We start from the raw sequence: 16,774 nt of genomic DNA, 5'->3' as shown, positions 1-16,774 counted from the left end.
TACCATCATGGTGAGTGTACTAATAGCATATTATAAAACGACGCGTGTTCAGATTGCTGCATTGCTCTATTTCCTTCTTGCCGGAGCACTTACCCAAATTCCCCTCTTCAATTATCTCGGATATGAATTCTCCGCACTGTTGACAATACCAACGTCCATCATCACCGGTATTCTTACAATACAGTTCATGCGTGAGCACCGCATGAAACCGCTGACAAGGCGAACTTGGCTTTATGTTATTATCGATTATCTCGTAGTCAATTTGTTATTACTGATGATACCGCTGATTGTTATTTCTTTCAATGCCTTTGTGATTAAAAATTGTGCGTATTTCAAGGGACTGTCGTATTATTTCTTGCTGCCGGTCATTACCATGTTTTTCTCCGTTGCGTTAGCATTGATTGTTGGAATACTCTTTCGCAGAGGAATCATGATGTATAGCCTCTTTGTCATGGCAATTCTTTCCCATATTGTTTTTGTGACATATACCCAACCTCAACTGTTTGCATTTAACTTTATTCTTGGATTTTTTCCAGGGATAACTTATGACGAAACATTAAGCGACATTGGCCGGATTGTTCTTTATCGACAGTTCACTATTATTGCATCGATGATGTTGATTGCACTCTTTATCATTCTCACGGCAACGTATAATTCGGCAGATCGTTTGTTGAATAATATTAAAAGTATTAAACATAATTTGCGACGAGATGGCGTGTTGTGGGGTGTCATAATTGTTTGTTTTGCAATCGTAGGAACAGGTCACATCTTTAGAGACATGATGGGGTTTGAGTATTCTGAGCAGGAAATACAAAACAGGCTTGGTCGTCGGTCAGAATCCAATCATTTTGTCATTTATTATCACACGAGCGATTATTCTGCTGATGAAATGCGTATGCTTAAAGCGGAGATGGAGTTTCACTACCGAAAGGTCACAGATGTATTAAAGACGAACCATTTGCGTTCAACAAAGATCTCGTTATTTATCTATCCAAACTCCGATTGGAAGCAACAATTCATTGGAACGTCGAACACCAATATTGCCAAACCATGGGAGAGTGAAATTCACCTAACAAAGTCAACCTTAGAATCGACTTTTCGGCATGAACTTGTCCATATTCTTGCAGCAGAATTTGGTTTTCCTGTCATTAAAGCAAGCACACACATGGGATTGAATGAAGGACTTGCAGTAGCCGTTGACTGGGATGAGGGTATGTTTACACCCCATCAATTTGCAGCCGCCCTTCAACGGGAAAATGGACTGCAAAATACAGAACAGCTCTTTTCCTACACAGGATTTGCAACGCAATCAAGTTCCTATGCGTACCTTGTGTCAGGATCATTTGTTCGTTATTTGATTGATCGATTTGGAATAGAACGAGTACAGAGAGTATATCCCGATGGAAATTTCGTCCTTTCATTTGGTGAATCACTACAAAGCTTGTTGAATGATTGGAAAGCGTTCCTGAAAACAATTGATGTTACAGAAATTCCGACTGAAACGGTAAAAGCATTATTCTTCCAACCTTCCATTTTTTACAAAACCTGTGCGCGGGAAGTTGCGGAGCAGAATCAGCGGGCAGTGCAGTCGATTCGGGTGAAAAATTTTATTCAAGCAGAAAGCGAGTTTTCCGTTTCCTACAACTATGCTCCAACGGCTTATGCACTGCGCGGGATTTTTCAATCCATGAATTCACTACGGAAACCGAAAGAAGTGATTAAACGATTCGCAGACTTATCGGAAAGATCCGCATTGAGAAAAAATCCCGCAATTATGCTGCTGCTTGCCGATGCGTATTATATCGATCGGGAATATACATTAGCTGCAACGGCGTACCGCACTGTCCAAGACATGAACTATTCTGAACCATTTATGGAGGCTTCAGTACTGCGATTACAATTTCTCAGAGATGCGATTGAACCTTCAGTCTTTTATTCCTTGTATTACGGAGGCCAGAATGATTCCATTCGATTGTTATTTGCGGATAGCGTATCCAGACTGAATTCCCATGCGCTTTCACTATTTTATGTAAAAGGGCTTTTGTATGACAAGAAGAAAACTGATCAAAATGAAATGCTCAAACGAATCGCGTCAGAATCATTGCCGGCGGAGATGAAATATTTTTCTTTACTCAGGTGTGCAGATCAATTATATAGCCAGGGTGCACTTGAAAAAGCAAAAAGTTTGTACTGGCAGGCAAAGAACTTTGCACCGACGGCAGTACTATCTGACCGATTAGAAGAGAAGATTGAATTATGTGATTTTGTCTCAATGGAACAACAATGAGAATTATTGCGGCGATATTGATCTTGTTGTTTGCCGGTTGTTCTTCAAGTAGCGATTCGCTCACTGATTGTTACTCAACGTCTCAATTTCGAAAATTCTCCCTGCCGAGCTTTTCCTCATACATTATGAATGTGCGAGCAGATAACATGAGCAGGGGAGACGTATACATTCAAACTCCCTATACGAATCTCCGTTTTGAAAAAGTATTAGAAGGATTTAAGGCATCATACACTCTTGCCTTTGTTGTCCGTGACGTGCACAACGATATTGTGCAGACTAAAGAGGTCGAGCGGCCGATTTCCGTTAAGACATATGAAGAGACAATCTCCAGACGATTTGATTCCTATTTACAGTCGCTTATTCTGGTTCCAGGTGATTATACCATTGAGATTATTTCCACGGATAATCTTTCGCGTCTACGGTACAAATTAAAAGAAAAAATTACGGCCAAAAATTACGCAAACGAAAAGAATTTTACAAGTTCTGTTTTGTTCCTGAACACAATGCTCTCAAATGAACACGGAATCACAATACGACCCATCCTTCCAGCTTCACTTTCTTTGCTTACAGATTCGGTAGGGATGTTTCAAGAATTGTATCATCTTCAACAAGGGGATACAATTCAGATCACGGAATCGTACCGTACATCACGAGCAGATGCACTAGAAGGTCGATCAATATCTTACATGCAACCTCCCTATAGAATAGGTCTTGACGATTGTGAACGCTCACTGGATTCTGTGTATTATAAACAAGATTCTATTTTTATCGCCGGTAAAAGCGGGACACTGCAGCTCATTCAATTTTATACTCTGCCAATGGTTGGAGGGACGGCAATTGACCGAGTTGTCAAAATCAAACGAAAAGAGATGTTAGATTCTTCCGTCACTACACTCAATGTCTTCCGCCGGGACAGTCGTTTTCTGACATCACTTTCCGTTAACGAAGTGACATCTGCAATGCGGTATATTATGCGTCAAGAGGAATATGATTCGTTGATGCACCGAGAGAAGGAAGAACAGAACGCTTTTATGAATACATTCTGGGAAAATCGCGGAGGGTTTGTCCGACGGACGGAATTTGAACGAAAAGTGGCCGAGGCAAATGGTTTGTTTACTTCGTGCATTGATGGCTCGCGGACGGCGATGGGAATTGTTTATATCCTGTGCGGTACTCCCGATTATATTGATTGCAGAGGTACCTATATTGAAACGTGGGTGTATAACATTGGAGATAGGGCATTTTCTATTCAATTCAGGCGAGTGAGCGAGCGATCTCAGCTATATGAAATGACACCATTTTCTGTGAACGAGGCGGTTTGGCAATATTTTGTCGATCGATGGAGAAGGAAAACGTAATGTTCCAAAAAATACTAGTCACTCGGATGAAATATATCGGCGATGTTGTTCTTACAACACCGGTGATTAAAACTCTTCGCGAAACTTTTCCAAAAGCACATATTGGCTACCTCGGAGATTCAAAGGCGGTTTCCTTATTGGAACATAATCCTTATCTCGATGAAATAATCCCGTTTGATTTTTCACAAGATTCAATATTCTATCAATTCAAAATGTATTCAAAGATGTTCTTAGGAAAATACAATCTTACCATTGACCTATACAGTAATCCGCGCAGTGCCTTGATGACATTTGCAACACGGGCAAGAGTACGCATTGGAGGGGATACGCGAGGAAGAGGTAATCTGTATACGATTAAGATTGGAGATGACGGTACATTAAAATCAGCAATTGATTATCACTATCAATCGCTGGCACCTTTAAATATTAAACCCAAATATTACAAAACGGAAATATTTCTTACCGATCAAGAAAAAAAGGATTCACTGGAGTTACTTCGATCGATCGGAGTTGATACAAGTAAGCGTATTTTGGCAATTCATCCCGGCGCAACCTGGCCTAATAAAATTTGGCTGAAAGAGCAGTTTTCAGAACTGATTCATCAATTGATGAAGGAGACAGATGTTGAGGTTATTTTGAGTCCCGGACCAAAAGACTTAGATCTCATGACATATCTTTCAGAAAACCACTCAAAGCGTGTTCATATATTGCCGTTGTTGCCTGTTCGTACGTTGGCTACAGTATTGTCGCAATGCAAAGTGTTTGTTTCTAATGATTGCGGTCCAATGCATATTGGCGTTGCCGTAGGGACGAAAACTATCGGTATTTTCGGTCCTGAGCCAATTGAAATTTGGTTTCCATACGATCGAAACGATGGACACCTTCCGATGTTTAAAAAAATATTCTGCTCACCATGCCGCACAACAAAGTGTTTTCGTCAGGGGGATGAGTATCTCGAATGTATGAAATTGATTACTGTTGACGAGGTATTCAACGCAGTGAAAGAACGGTTGTAAATGGCATATCCCAAAAAAAATACCACATCAATTCCTCAGGAAACATTTCGCGCTGTACTGGGAAAGATTATTTACTACAATAATGAGAATGCCTATTTGATTGGGGCATTTGAGAGCGGTGGGAAAAGCTTCACTGCGGTGGGATATCTTCATCAGCCGCACGATGGAGAGGAGTATACGCTTTCTGGCGGGTGGACAACCCACGCGAAGTATGGAAAACAGTTTGCCATCAACTCTTATGAAACACATTTACCAAATTCCGAGGTAGGAATTGAACAATATCTTGCTTCTGGATTGATTAAAGGAATTGGTCCCTCGCTGGCAGAACGGATCGTCGAAAAATTTGGAACACAAACTATTGATGTTCTCAATAATCATCCCGAAAAATTAATGCAAGTCGAAGGGATTGGTCGAAAGAAATATGCCGGAATCGTTGTGGCGCTCTCTGCAATGAAAGAGATGCAGGAAACGATGGTATTTTTAAAAGCGCACGGGATCACCACCGGAACGGCGATACGTCTGTATAAAACCTATGGAAAAGTTGTTGCCGAAATTTTGCAAACCAACCCATATCAGATTATCGACGATGTTGGTGGAATTGGATTTCAAACGGCTGATGAGATTGCAAAGAAAATGGGGGTCAAAGAAGAAAGCATCTACCGTCTTACAGCAGGCGTCCGGTACGTGTTGGATGATGCTTGCCGTGCCGGAGGACATTGTTTCCTGCCGAAAGATGAATTGAGCGAGCGAGCCGCTGCATTATTGTTTGTTGACGAAGCAAAAGTCGGGAGGGCAATCACCTCAGCAATTGAAACCGGTTATTTGATTGCGGAAGGGGATGCAGTATTCCCATTAAAGTTGTATGAAGCAGAGCAGCAATCTGCGAAAAAAATTGTTCAATTAATGATGAAAGGTGAACGCCTTCTCGATAAAAATAAATTGTATGCAGCTCTGAAACATGTAGAGCATAGACATAACATAGAATTCGATGAAAAACAACGCCTTGCCGTTGTGAGTGCTGTTCTAAACCCGGTTACGATTCTGACCGGAGGACCGGGGACGGGGAAAACATTATGTGTAAACGGAATGATTGAACTCGCCGATGAGTTAGGAATGAAGTACGTACTGTGTGCGCCTACTGGAAGAGCCGCAAAACGTCTTTCTGAGGTGAGCCAACGTGAAGCGAAGACGATTCATCGTTTATTGGAGTTCGATCCGAATAGCGTGATGTTTCGCAGAAATCATGATGATCCGATTGAAGCGGATATTGTTATTGTGGATGAAGTATCCATGGTGGATATTCAACTATTTGCATTTCTTCTTGATGCATTGAAACCTGAAACTCAGTTAGTTCTTGTGGGAGACGTTGATCAGCTTCCTTCCGTCGGTCCAGGACAGGTGTTGCGCGATCTGATTGAATCTAAATCGCTTTCCATTATTCGTCTGGATATGATTTTTCGACAAGCTGAGCGGAGTTCAATCATCACCAATTCGCACAAGATTAATCATGGTGGCGAACCGGAATTTGCGGAGGATTTTCAATTTATTGAGGCTGATGCTCCTGAACAAATACAATCGCACATTGTCGGATTATGCTCAACAGTACTGCCGCAAAATTTCCAATATGATCCGTTGATTGATATACAGGTTCTTTCACCAATGAACAACACGTTGTGTGGTGTAAAAGAACTAAATAAAAAACTGCAACATGTCTTGAATGGAAAATCGAGTGTTTGCTGGCAAGGGAGTGAACGCAAGTTCCTTCTCAATGATAAGGTGATGCAGCTTCGAAATAATTATGATAAGGAAGTCTACAACGGTGATATTGGTAAGATAATCGGTCATGACAAGGAAGAGGGGAAATTATACGTTAATTTTTACGGCAAAAGAACGGATTATTCTTTTGATGATCTCGATCAACTTGTCCTTGCATATTCGACTACGATACATAAAAGTCAGGGAAATGAGTTTAATGCCGTTGTTATTCCTCTAACAATGTCGCATTTCATCATGCTTCAGAGGAATTTGATCTATACCGCTATTACCCGTGCTAAGCAACGATTGTTCCTAGTTGGTCAGAGAAAAGCTCTTGCTGTGGCCATACAGAATGCTGATACACGTCTGCGAAATACGAAACTCTTAAAACGACTGCAAGCATTGGTATAGCCGAGTTAATCATGTTGTAGTACCCACATAATATTTTGGTAATACTCTTTCAGTATTTTGACATAGTAACTGAAAGGAGAAATCATGGAGTTCAAAGAATTATTCTATCTTACGTTTGCCTGTTTATTCTTGGTTGCTGCATTGTTGGATAGTCTGGACACAAATCAATCCGCTAAGTAATACTATTTTTCAATATCCCGGTTATCTCGGCGGGGTGTTTTAACCTCCGCACAGGGCTTTTTTCTTTCCTTCCAGTCTTTTCCTTCCTATATTCATTCGGAATTGTATCATCCGATAAGGTAAAATTATGAAAAGACTCTTTTCTCCCTGGCGATCACAATATATTGCGACATTTAAAAATGAGAAACCACAAAAAGGTGAGTCGCTTTTTGCCCGAATAATACGGCAGAATAAAGATGAAAAAAATCTTGTGATTATTCGGAAGAAGTACTGTTTTGTGATGATGAATCTCTATCCTTATAACAGTGGTCATTTAATGATCGTCCCGTACAAACAGACTTCGGAAATGAGTGATCTTACGCTTGAGGAAAATGCGGAAATCATGAGTACCACGGCAGAAATGATTGAAATTCTAAAAAAAGTGATGAAACCGCAGGGATTTAATTTCGGTGCGAATTTAGGACGAGTGGCAGGGGCCGGAATTGATGATCATATACACTTTCACATTGTTCCTCGCTGGAATGGTGACACGAATTTTATGCCAACATTGGGAGATGTAAAAGTTGTTTCGGAAGATATACAATCAACATATAAAAAAATCATAGCTACATTACGAACAAACAAATCATACAAGTCAAAAAGGAAATAATGCGAACACTTATAGTTGGTTTTGTTATTCTGTTTTCTTCAATTCTTTATGCGCAGCAGTCACATTTTGATGTGGCAGTTACTATGAAAAACAAAGGTCTTGAAGAATTATTAGCATATGAAATGTTAAAAGATCTCACGAGCAACGTCGGAACTCGATTAAGTGGATCCGAAGGGTATGAAAAGGCGGTTGTGTGGGGGAAACGAGCTTTAGAACAAGCTGGTGCTGATTCAGTCTGGCTTGAGCCGGTGATAGTGCCAAAATGGGTTCGCGGAAATATTGAACAGGCATCTGCTTCTGCCGGAAGTTCACGAATGGAATTGACGATTTGTGCACTAGGCGGTAGTGTTGGAACTCCGAAAAACGGTATCAGTGGAGAGGTGATTGAGGTAAACTCATTTGATGAAGTGAAGGAGCTAGGAGTAAAAGCAAAAGGGAAAATTATTTTTTATAATCGTCCTTTCGATAGGACGAAAGTTAATACCGGTGAAGCTTACGGAGGAGCAGTAAATCAACGAGGCAGCGGTGCCATTGAGGCGGCAAAAGTCGGTGCTGTTGGCGTTCTTGTTCGATCAATGACAAATGCCATCGATGATGTACCCCATACTGGTGCTATGAGATATCTTGATTCAATTCCAAAAATACCTGCAGCAGCTATCAGTACGATTGATGCAAATACTTTAAGTGATTTGCTGAAAAAAGAGAAATCAGTTGTGGTCACATTGCAATTGAGTGCAAAAATATATCCCGATGTACAATCATTTAATGTTGTTGGTGAAATTAAGGGCTTAGAATATCCTCGAGAGATTGTCCTTGTCGGCGGACACCTTGATTCATGGGATAAAGGAACAGGCGCACATGACGATGGGAGCGGAGTAGTTCAAAGTATTGAAACAGTGCGATTAATTAAAACGTTGAATGTGGTACCGAAGAGGACAATTCGAGTTGTACTATTTGCGAATGAAGAAAACGGATTAAAGGGAGCGCGTGCGTATGCTGCTCGTGAACAGGGGAAAAAAGAAAAGCATATCGCAGCAATTGAAAGTGACGCAGGAGGTTTTCTTCCGAGAGGATTTGGAGTGACATCGGACTCTTTAAGATTTGTGAAAATCAAATCATATTCCAACCTACTAGAAATTGTTGGCGCGGAAAAAATTCAACGTGGCGGGGGTGGTGCAGATATTGGACCGCTTGAATCGTTTGGAACAGCACTTATTGGATTGAGTCCGGAATCCCAACGGTATTTCGATTACCATCATTCTAATCACGATACGATCGATAAAGTACATCCAAGAGAATTAGAACTCGGTGCTATTGCTATGGCAATTCTTTCATGGGCTATTGCTCAAGACGGATTATAAGCACATTTAAAATCTCATACAAAGAGGGGCTATAAAAGCCCCTTTTCAATTTTAAAAGTAAAAGATATTTATTATCTTGACATATTATTACTAATTAGTTATATTTGAATTAGTAATAATTAGCCTGGCAATCAAAACTTATGAAAACAACCAAAAAATATGGTAAAAATGCTGATTTAGCCCTCTCATTGTGGGTAAAATTAGCTCGAGCATTCGATACACTAGCAGTTCTAACAGCAAAGGATATCGATAGCTTCGGCCTAACCCCGCCTCAATTCGGTGTGATAGAGGCACTTGGGCACCTTGGATCGATGAAAATTGGAGAAATGTGTTCCAAGAAACTTATGACTGGCGGGAATATGACGGTTGTGATTGATAATCTCGAAAAGCAAGGCCTTGTGGAAAGGGTGAAAGATCAGAATGACCGAAGGGCATATATCGTACGATTAACGAAAAGCGGCGAGGATAAATTTGCCGAAATGTTTCCGGCGCATGCTCACTATGTTGAAAAATATGTATCGGCTGCGCTTTCTGTAGAGGAAATTCATCAGCTCTCAGCATTATTAAAAAAACTAGGATTAGCATTAAAATCGAATTTATAGCACAAGGAAATAATCAATTACAACATTACTAAAATAAAGGATCCCACAATGAAACAAGTAGTAACAATGACGCTCGCAATTCTTTTCATCTCGACAACTGCATTTACACAAACAAAATGGAAAGTCGATAAATCACATACAATGATCAATTTCAGTGTCTCACATATGGTTATTTCTGAAGTAACGGGACAATTCAACGAATTTGATGCTACAATGGAAGCAACAAAAGAAGATTTTACCGATGCAAAGATTAATGTCACGATTAAAACGAAAAGTATTAATACCGGCACCAACAGCAGAGACAATCATTTACGAAGCGCAGATTTTTTTAACGCCGATGTCGACAGCAATATTACATTTACAAGCGCAAAAATCGAGAAAACCAGTAACGATACCTATAAGATTTACGGTTCATTGACGATGCGTGGAGTAACGAAAGATGTTGTTCTTGATACAAAGTATAAAGGAAAAATCAAAGGAGGAAAAGGGATGGTATCAGCGTTTAAAGCAACAACGTCCATTGCGCGAAAAGAATGGGGATTAGGTTGGAACCGTACTATTGAATCCGGAAATTTACTTGTCGGAGAAAATGTTGATCTTACAATATTTATCGAATTTGCAGAAGCAAAAATATAATTCACTGTCATTTTAATTCAAAGGAAAAGTGTCATGGTAAACCCCGCCACCAATTTAAATTCAGTCGATCTTCAGAAAAAATGGAACATCGATGTAGCTCATACAAATATTAATTTTACAGTGTCGCATATGGTCATCTCCGAAGTGACAGGGAATTTCAAAGAATTTGAAGGAACCGTTGTTTCAACAAAAGATGACTTCAGCGATTCCCAAATCGAAGTATCCATCAATGCAAAAAGCATCAACACCGAAAGCAACGATCGGGATAATCACCTTCGCAGCGCAGATTTCTTTGATGCAGAGAATCATCCAGTGCTCACATTTAAGAGCGGAATGATTGAAGTGAAAGGAAACGGTACACTTGCAATTTCCGGTGACCTTAACTTACGCGGAATATCTAAACCGATTGTGCTTGATGCTCAGTTTAAGGGACAAGCAGTCAATCCTTGGGGTCAAATTGTGGCAGCGTTTAAAGCTTCCACAACAATTAACCGTAAATCCTGGGGATTGTCATGGAATGCCGCATTGGAAGCAGGCGGATTTCTTGTCGGAGAAGAGATCAAATTAAATCTCAATATTGAACTCAATCAAGCAAAATAGGGGACGAAATCTTGAACCATATGCATATAGTCGGAATTTCAGGGAGTTTGCGCAAAGGTTCATATAATACTGCGCTGTTAACAGTGGCGCAGTTATTATTACCCGAAGGAACGACTTTTGAGATAGCAGAGATCGGCAATTTACCGTTCTATAATTCAGACATTGACGGTAATTTACGTCCCAATGTGATTAAACAATTCAGGAATATACTTGCAGCCGCAGACGGGTTGTTATTTGCCGTGCCCGAATATAACTATTCGCTTCCCGGTGTTTTTAAGAATGCCATCGATTGGGCATCTCGAGGTGCTGATTCTCCTTTATTAAATAAGCCGGTTGGATTAATGGGAGCAACGAATGGAATGTGGGGAACAGTGCGAATGCAGCAATCTATCCGTCCGATTTTTCAATCGTTGAACATGTTTCCGGTAAATAAACCAGAAGTGTATGTTTCACGAGCAAGAGAAAAATTTGACGAAAATGGCATGTTAAAAGACGAAAAAACAAAAGACGTAATTCGTCAGCATTTACAGGCCTTAAAGGATTTGATGGTACAATTCAACAATAAAGATTAGATATGGTTACATTCAATAAAAATTATTCAAATGGTGAGGTCACAGTTCATTGGAAACCTGATGTCTGCGTCCATTCCGGCAATTGTGCACGACAATTATCAAGTGTGTTCAACCCGCGATTAAAGCCTTGGATTAATGTGGAAGGAGCCGGAACCGAAATAATCATTAACGCAGTCGAAGGTTGTCCTTCGGGTGCCTTAACATGGAGTAATAATAAAAGAGAAATACATGAAGAGTAAAATTTTAGGAATACATCATATTACCGCAATGGCAAGCGATGCCCAGAGCAATGTTGATTTTTATGTCAATGTTCTTGGGTTACGGTTTGTCAAAAAATCGATCAACCAAGATGCACCGGATGTGTATCATTTGTATTATGGGGACGAAACGGGAAGTCCCGGAACGGCAATGACATTTTTCCCTTTTGGAAGAGCTGCGCGAGGAACAAGGGGGAACGGAGAGATATCGCATGTGGCGTTTGCTGTACCAACAAGGTCGCAGGATTTTTGGATCTCTCACCTTGCAAAGCACGGAATTCAATTTGACGGTCCGTACAAAATATTTGGTGAGGAAGTTCTCACGTTTCTTGATCCAGACGGATTGGCCATTGATCTTGTTTTTAGCGACAAACAAGAATTACGACATCCTTGGAAGAAAAGTTCGGTTCCTGTTGAATATGCCATTAAAAGGTTTTATGGTGTCACCATGAACTTGGCAGAACTCGATTCTTCGATGACTGTTTTGCAGGAATTGCTCGGTGCACATGCGTCAACTCAAACAGGAAATCGTCATCGGTTTATCATAGGTGAAGGGAGCGATGAAGCAGCGATTGATATCATAATTGATCCATCATTACCTCGTGCACGGCAATCTGCTGGTTCGGTACATCATATTGCGTGGAGAGTGAAAGATTTTCTGGCGCATGAAGAGTGGCAAAAGAGAGTGGAACAGGGAGGATTACATCCAACGGAAATCATTGACCGATTCTATTTCCATTCCATTTATTTTCGCGAACCCGGCGGCGTGCTATATGAAATTGCGACAGACAAACCCGGTTTCACAGTAGACGAATCCTTAGAAAATCTTGGAACACAGTTGGTACTTCCGCCGTGGTATGAACCGCATCGTTCACGTATTGAACATGCGTTGCCCCCAATTGTTATTCCCACATGGAAATAAATAGATGAGAGAATTGATCATACAAACGCAAGGAATTCCACCGCATAACAGTGCAAAAACCATTTTGTATGGTCCTGAATTGGTGAAAGCAAAGGCAGCGCTCATTATGATGCATGGGCGCGGCGCAACGGCTGAAAGTATTTTGGAGCTTTCCCGTTATTTTATGTTTGATGGAGTTTCGTATATTGCACCGCAGGCGGATGGATTTACGTGGTATCCGAATAGTTTTTTGATGCCGATTGAGAGTAATGAACCAGGACTTTCTTCGGCATTGAAAAAAATGACGAATGTGGTCGATCATGTGGTTTCAGAAGGTATTCCTGAACATAAGATAATGCTGCTTGGTTTTTCGCAAGGCGCTTCTCTTTCATTGGAATGGACAGCACGGACAGCAAGAAATATTGCTGCAGTTTTCGGATTAAGCGGTGGGTTGATAGGTCCACCGGGTACAAAAAGAAATTATGAAGGTTCGTTTACCCAAACGACAGTATTCTTAGGATGTAGCGATGTTGATGTCCATATTCCCAAAGAACGAGTTATTGAAAGCGCAGATATATTTAAAAGAATGAATGCTGATGTTACTATGCGATTGTATCCAAAATTACCGCACACAGTGAACGATGACGAAGTGTATTTTGTCAATACATTCATTAAGAAACTGATTGAGTCGTAATGTACACATTGTACAAATCAACTGAGCGATCGAACACTTTCGGTTCCTGGGGCACATCGGCGGAAACATTCTTTGGGTCTGATCAAGAAAAATATCTCGGCTTCGGCAATCTCGTCCAATTGACGCATTCTACATTAAATGTGAATCAAGGAAATTCCGGAATGAAACTTCATCGGAACATGGAGATTGTCGATATTATTCTTAAGGGCTCGGTTGGATTTCAGGACAGTTTCGGAGAAACATCAACGTTTCCGGAAAACACGATTCAGGTCGTATCGGCAGGGAAAGGGATATACCAAAATGAATTCAATGCAGGTTTAGACGAATCAGAAAAAATCCAAATCGGCTTTTTGCCGAATTCATTGAACAAAACCCCTGGCAAAACTAAAGCATTGTTTGATTTACATCAAAACAGTAATTCATTAGTGGAACTTGTGTCCCCCCGCAATCCGTCGTCATTGAGTGTCCGACAGCAAGCAGCGGTACTTATGGGTGAATTTGAACCAAATCAACACATTGGTTATGCTATAAACAGTAAAACGATCGGTTTATTCGTCTATACCATTTGCGGAGTTGTTACCGTGCATAATGAAATACTGAGACGGGGTGACTCTGTTGGAATTATTAATGAAGAGCAAACGTTATTACATACAGCTGAGCAGTCAAAAATTTTAGTTATAGAAGTATCATTGAACGATTAAAGGAAAAACATGAAGACATTTATGGTCGAAGTAAAACTTCCGTACGAACCCAATCAGGAGTTTTTTTCACTCATACCAGCTCAGCGTGCGATGGTGATTGATCTGCTCACCAAACGAAAATTTTTAAGTTATACGCTTGCTGCAGACCGCTCAAAAGTATGGATCGTAATGGTGGCACCAACAGAACTTGAAGCGAGAACATTATTGGAACAGCAGCCGATGGATAAGTATTTCAGCTATACATTTACCCAATTGATGTTTCATGATATGGCCGGAGCAATGTTTCCTGCCGTTTCTTTGAATTAATCATGGTAAGAAAAGATTTCATTAAGACAGTAGCGTTATTTCCCTTGGTGGGAGGCAGTATGAAATTACATGAACTCAAGAACATTACAGACGATCATTCAAAGAGTGAAAGAATGCCCTTGCTATTTGTCGGCCATGGTAATCCCATGAATGCGATTGAAGATAATCGTTACAGTAAATCGTGGAAAGAAATCGGTGCTAAACTTCCTACGCCACAGGCAATTCTATCGGTTTCAGCTCATTGGCTGACCCGAGGGACAAAAGTTCTTGCCATGGATCAGCCTAAAACAATCCATGATTTTGGCGGTTTTCCTGAAGAATTATTTGCGCAACAATATCCTGCCCCTGGTGCGCCGGAATTTGCAAAAGAGACTCAACGATTATCCACAAACAAGCATATCATCTTAGACGAGGAGTGGGGATTTGATCATGGAACGTGGAGTGTTTTAAAACAGATGTTTCCAAAGGCAAACATTCCTGTCTATCAACTCAGCATTGATTACAATCAATCGATGGAATATCACTATGAATTGGGACAGCAGATTCAATCATTGCGTGAAAAAGGGGTGATGGTTATTGGGAGCGGAAATATTGTGCATAATCTTCGAGCGATTAATTTTCAACAAGGTGCAAAGCCGTATGACTGGGCTATAGAATTTGACGCAAAGATCAGGCACTGGGTCGAAACAGGAGACCACCGATCAATTATGGAATTTCAAAAACTCGGAGCGCTTTCGCAGCTTGCACATCCAACGTACGACCATTTTCTTCCGCTGATGTATGTGCTCGGTTTTCAAAACAAACGAGAATTGCCCAGGTTCTTTAATGATGATTTTGATATGAGTTCGGTTTCGATGCGTTCAATGATCTATGAAAGCTGAAGAGTATATATTTTTATTTAGAACCCATCTCAAAAACACAAAAACAACGGTCATTCTTCATCCCGATGTTGTTTATCGGGATGAAGAACCTGAAAATAGTATCAGATTCTTCGCTGCGCTTAGTATAAAAACATCCAAGGCTTGCTCAGAATAGCAATAGTTTCATTTTTGATGGCCTCTATTAAACCCGCGTAAGCGGTTTTTTTTATGGCCTAACGTAGATTATGCCAAATATATAAATCCAACTGCTGATCAGTAACACAGAAGTGATGATGAAGAAGTATTTTCGAAGCGTTGTAATTGTATAAGACTTTGTGTTCCATGACTCAATTGAATATGCTGCCAAAATGATCATCGCAGGCATCATTGGTATCCTGTAGCGTGCAACAGTGAAAAAGATGAGGTGAAAACAAATCCATCCAATGATGACCATTTTAATGAGAGTAATATTTCTGAGTGTTGAATCATTGGTAAATATAAAACTCCACAACGCCAGAAGAACGATCCCAGCCGTCAGAAAATGAAATCCAACAAAGATGAGCGGTGGGAATTCCCGGTAAATATGCAGAGCACGGGAATATGTCTTCCATTCCTCTCTGTAAAAAAGTGACTGCATCAATCCAAAATCTGGTTCGAAGAAATGAATTGATTTCAAACAGATCAATTTTATCTCTTGTAACGGATGAGTGGCTAGATAACTCAGCCCTTCCCTTAATGCGAACTGTGAACGCTCGAATTCTCCTTTGACATTCTCTAATGGATTATTCTTTTCGACATACCGAAATGAACCGGTTGCCTGCTCGTTATGGCCGATCCAAAAATTCACACCACCATTGCTTGTTAATGATAAACGATCAAATTGGATCTTATTCCGTATTATCCAAGGAGAGATAAGTAAAACGAAACCAATACATACAAGAAGGTACTTCCTTAAGGTTGAAATAACAGATCTGGAGCGGAACCATTCCCAAGCCAAAAAAATGAGAAACAGAATTGCAGCGTTTGGTTTTATCAGTGTTAGTATTCCGAGCACGGCTCCCAACAATAATCTCAAAATTGTAGAATCCTGAAGACGTCGGCTGGAGGCAAGGAATATGGCGATCATCAATACACCGGTAAAAATTGTTTCTGTCATTAAGAATAAAATGTAAAACATGCTGCCCGGAAATAAAGCATATACTATTGTTGCTAAATAGGCAGTTTTTAAGGAGAAACTGTTTCGGCAGATTGTGAACACAAGAAAACATGTCACACTATCAACCAGGGCTTGAAAGACCCTCATTGCTCCAATGGAATTGCCAAAGAGGGAAATTATGGACGCTATGATGATCGGATATCCCGGTGCCCGAGATGCAGTAGGGATCCCGTCCAAACTAAAACTATTTTCATTGACTATGGATTGTCCAAGATGATAATAATCAATTTCATCAGATAACAACGGAGGAGAGAGCAATAAAACGACTATAAGCCGTATTGAAAATGCGGCAAGAACAATCATAAAAATTGGAGATAGACGCTTTATGTGAATATTGGAGAAGTCCATTTCAATTAATATAGAAAAAACATAGATTGAAATCAGTCCAAATTAGTCGTACACTATCAAATGA

The 16,774-nt window shown here is 40.4% G+C and carries 17 protein-coding genes; 16 read left to right on the top strand and 1 reads right to left on the bottom strand.

Annotated elements, in window-relative coordinates:
* Window positions 1–7: 7 nt before the first annotated feature.
* The 16 genes from WDA22_09470 (at window position 8) to ygiD (ending at window position 15,167) form a co-directional block, all read left to right on the top strand.
* Window positions 8–2,287 (top strand): hypothetical protein, encoded by a 2,280-nt coding sequence (locus tag WDA22_09470; GenBank protein ID MFA5833695.1) that lies wholly within the window; start codon window positions 8–10, stop codon window positions 2,285–2,287.
* A complete protein-coding gene (locus WDA22_09465) occupies window positions 2,284–3,645 on the top strand; it encodes a GWxTD domain-containing protein (protein MFA5833694.1) in 1,362 nt (453 codons plus the stop codon). Before WDA22_09470 ends, WDA22_09465 begins: the two co-directional genes overlap by 4 nt.
* Window positions 3,645–4,661: a glycosyltransferase family 9 protein gene (locus WDA22_09460; GenBank protein ID MFA5833693.1), complete on the top strand. Its 1,017-nt coding sequence runs from the start codon at window positions 3,645–3,647 to the stop codon at window positions 4,659–4,661. The genes WDA22_09465 and WDA22_09460 overlap by 1 nt, the downstream gene beginning before the upstream one ends.
* Complete coding sequence (locus WDA22_09455; GenBank protein MFA5833692.1) at window positions 4,662–6,827, top strand: ATP-dependent RecD-like DNA helicase; 2,166 nt, start codon at window positions 4,662–4,664, stop codon at window positions 6,825–6,827.
* A 307-nt stretch (window positions 6,828–7,134) separates the two neighbouring features.
* Window positions 7,135–7,656 carry an HIT domain-containing protein gene (locus WDA22_09450; GenBank protein ID MFA5833691.1) on the top strand — a complete coding sequence of 174 codons (522 nt, stop codon included), beginning with the start codon at window positions 7,135–7,137 and terminating at the stop codon, window positions 7,654–7,656.
* Window positions 7,656–9,017 carry a M20/M25/M40 family metallo-hydrolase gene (locus WDA22_09445; GenBank protein MFA5833690.1) on the top strand — a complete coding sequence of 454 codons (1,362 nt, stop codon included), beginning with the start codon at window positions 7,656–7,658 and terminating at the stop codon, window positions 9,015–9,017. Before WDA22_09450 ends, WDA22_09445 begins: the two co-directional genes overlap by 1 nt.
* A gap of 140 nt (window positions 9,018–9,157) precedes the next feature.
* Window positions 9,158–9,619 (top strand): MarR family transcriptional regulator, encoded by a 462-nt coding sequence (locus tag WDA22_09440; protein ID MFA5833689.1) that lies wholly within the window; start codon window positions 9,158–9,160, stop codon window positions 9,617–9,619.
* 48 nt (window positions 9,620–9,667) lie between these two features.
* Window positions 9,668–10,255 carry a YceI family protein gene (locus WDA22_09435; GenBank protein ID MFA5833688.1) on the top strand — a complete coding sequence of 196 codons (588 nt, stop codon included), beginning with the start codon at window positions 9,668–9,670 and terminating at the stop codon, window positions 10,253–10,255.
* Between the two features lie 33 nt (window positions 10,256–10,288).
* The gene (locus tag WDA22_09430; protein MFA5833687.1) at window positions 10,289–10,855 is read left to right on the top strand and encodes a YceI family protein; all 567 of its coding nucleotides are present in this window, start codon (window positions 10,289–10,291) and stop codon (window positions 10,853–10,855) included.
* A 20-nt stretch (window positions 10,856–10,875) separates the two neighbouring features.
* The gene (locus WDA22_09425) at window positions 10,876–11,427 is read left to right on the top strand and encodes an NADPH-dependent FMN reductase (GenBank protein MFA5833686.1); all 552 of its coding nucleotides are present in this window, start codon (window positions 10,876–10,878) and stop codon (window positions 11,425–11,427) included.
* 2 nt (window positions 11,428–11,429) lie between these two features.
* The gene (locus tag WDA22_09420; GenBank protein MFA5833685.1) at window positions 11,430–11,666 is read left to right on the top strand and encodes a (4Fe-4S)-binding protein; all 237 of its coding nucleotides are present in this window, start codon (window positions 11,430–11,432) and stop codon (window positions 11,664–11,666) included.
* On the top strand, window positions 11,656–12,606 hold the full coding sequence (locus tag WDA22_09415) for a ring-cleaving dioxygenase (protein ID MFA5833684.1): 951 nt from the start codon (window positions 11,656–11,658) through the stop codon (window positions 12,604–12,606). Before WDA22_09420 ends, WDA22_09415 begins: the two co-directional genes overlap by 11 nt.
* A 4-nt stretch (window positions 12,607–12,610) precedes the next feature.
* On the top strand, window positions 12,611–13,279 hold the full coding sequence (locus WDA22_09410; GenBank protein ID MFA5833683.1) for a dienelactone hydrolase family protein: 669 nt from the start codon (window positions 12,611–12,613) through the stop codon (window positions 13,277–13,279).
* The gene (locus WDA22_09405; GenBank protein ID MFA5833682.1) at window positions 13,279–13,980 is read left to right on the top strand and encodes a pirin family protein; all 702 of its coding nucleotides are present in this window, start codon (window positions 13,279–13,281) and stop codon (window positions 13,978–13,980) included. Before WDA22_09410 ends, WDA22_09405 begins: the two co-directional genes overlap by 1 nt.
* 9 nt (window positions 13,981–13,989) lie before the next feature.
* Window positions 13,990–14,286 carry a hypothetical protein gene (locus WDA22_09400; GenBank protein ID MFA5833681.1) on the top strand — a complete coding sequence of 99 codons (297 nt, stop codon included), beginning with the start codon at window positions 13,990–13,992 and terminating at the stop codon, window positions 14,284–14,286.
* A gap of 59 nt (window positions 14,287–14,345) precedes the next feature.
* Entirely contained in the window at window positions 14,346–15,167 is an 822-nt protein-coding gene (ygiD, locus tag WDA22_09395; GenBank protein MFA5833680.1) for a 4,5-DOPA dioxygenase extradiol, read from the top strand.
* A gap of 205 nt (window positions 15,168–15,372) precedes the next feature.
* Here the strand turns inward: ygiD and WDA22_09390 are convergent, their stop codons facing one another.
* Window positions 15,373–16,665 carry a glycosyltransferase family 39 protein gene (locus WDA22_09390; protein ID MFA5833679.1) on the bottom strand — a complete coding sequence of 431 codons (1,293 nt, stop codon included), beginning with the start codon at window positions 16,663–16,665 and terminating at the stop codon, window positions 15,373–15,375.
* Window positions 16,666–16,774 lie beyond the last annotated feature (109 nt).

The sequence above is a fragment of the Bacteroidota bacterium genome, assembly GCA_041658205.1.
GTDB lineage: Bacteria > Bacteroidota > Ignavibacteria > UBA10030 > UBA8401 > UBA8401.
The sequence above is the reverse complement of the archived record's forward strand: the minus strand, read 5'-3'. Positions and strand labels throughout refer to the sequence as shown.

Bases quoted from the DNA above. Each gene is read 5' to 3' on its own strand.
- WDA22_09470 (MFA5833695.1), top strand. From the start codon at position 8: ATGGTGAGTGTACTAATAGCATATTATAAAACGACGCGTGTTCAGATT.
- WDA22_09465 (MFA5833694.1), top strand. From the start codon at position 2,284: ATGAGAATTATTGCGGCGATATTGATCTTGTTGTTTGCCGGTTGTTCT.
- WDA22_09460 (MFA5833693.1), top strand. From the start codon at position 3,645: ATGTTCCAAAAAATACTAGTCACTCGGATGAAATATATCGGCGATGTT.
- WDA22_09455 (MFA5833692.1), top strand. From the start codon at position 4,662: ATGGCATATCCCAAAAAAAATACCACATCAATTCCTCAGGAAACATTT.
- WDA22_09450 (MFA5833691.1), top strand. From the start codon at position 7,135: ATGAAAAGACTCTTTTCTCCCTGGCGATCACAATATATTGCGACATTT.
- WDA22_09445 (MFA5833690.1), top strand. From the start codon at position 7,656: ATGCGAACACTTATAGTTGGTTTTGTTATTCTGTTTTCTTCAATTCTT.
- WDA22_09440 (MFA5833689.1), top strand. From the start codon at position 9,158: ATGAAAACAACCAAAAAATATGGTAAAAATGCTGATTTAGCCCTCTCA.
- WDA22_09435 (MFA5833688.1), top strand. From the start codon at position 9,668: ATGAAACAAGTAGTAACAATGACGCTCGCAATTCTTTTCATCTCGACA.
- WDA22_09430 (MFA5833687.1), top strand. From the start codon at position 10,289: ATGGTAAACCCCGCCACCAATTTAAATTCAGTCGATCTTCAGAAAAAA.
- WDA22_09425 (MFA5833686.1), top strand. From the start codon at position 10,876: ATGCATATAGTCGGAATTTCAGGGAGTTTGCGCAAAGGTTCATATAAT.
- WDA22_09420 (MFA5833685.1), top strand. From the start codon at position 11,430: ATGGTTACATTCAATAAAAATTATTCAAATGGTGAGGTCACAGTTCAT.
- WDA22_09415 (MFA5833684.1), top strand. From the start codon at position 11,656: ATGAAGAGTAAAATTTTAGGAATACATCATATTACCGCAATGGCAAGC.
- WDA22_09410 (MFA5833683.1), top strand. From the start codon at position 12,611: ATGAGAGAATTGATCATACAAACGCAAGGAATTCCACCGCATAACAGT.
- WDA22_09405 (MFA5833682.1), top strand. From the start codon at position 13,279: ATGTACACATTGTACAAATCAACTGAGCGATCGAACACTTTCGGTTCC.
- WDA22_09400 (MFA5833681.1), top strand. From the start codon at position 13,990: ATGAAGACATTTATGGTCGAAGTAAAACTTCCGTACGAACCCAATCAG.
- ygiD (MFA5833680.1), top strand. From the start codon at position 14,346: ATGAAATTACATGAACTCAAGAACATTACAGACGATCATTCAAAGAGT.
- WDA22_09390 (MFA5833679.1), bottom strand. From the start codon at position 16,665: ATGATTGTTCTTGCCGCATTTTCAATACGGCTTATAGTCGTTTTATTG.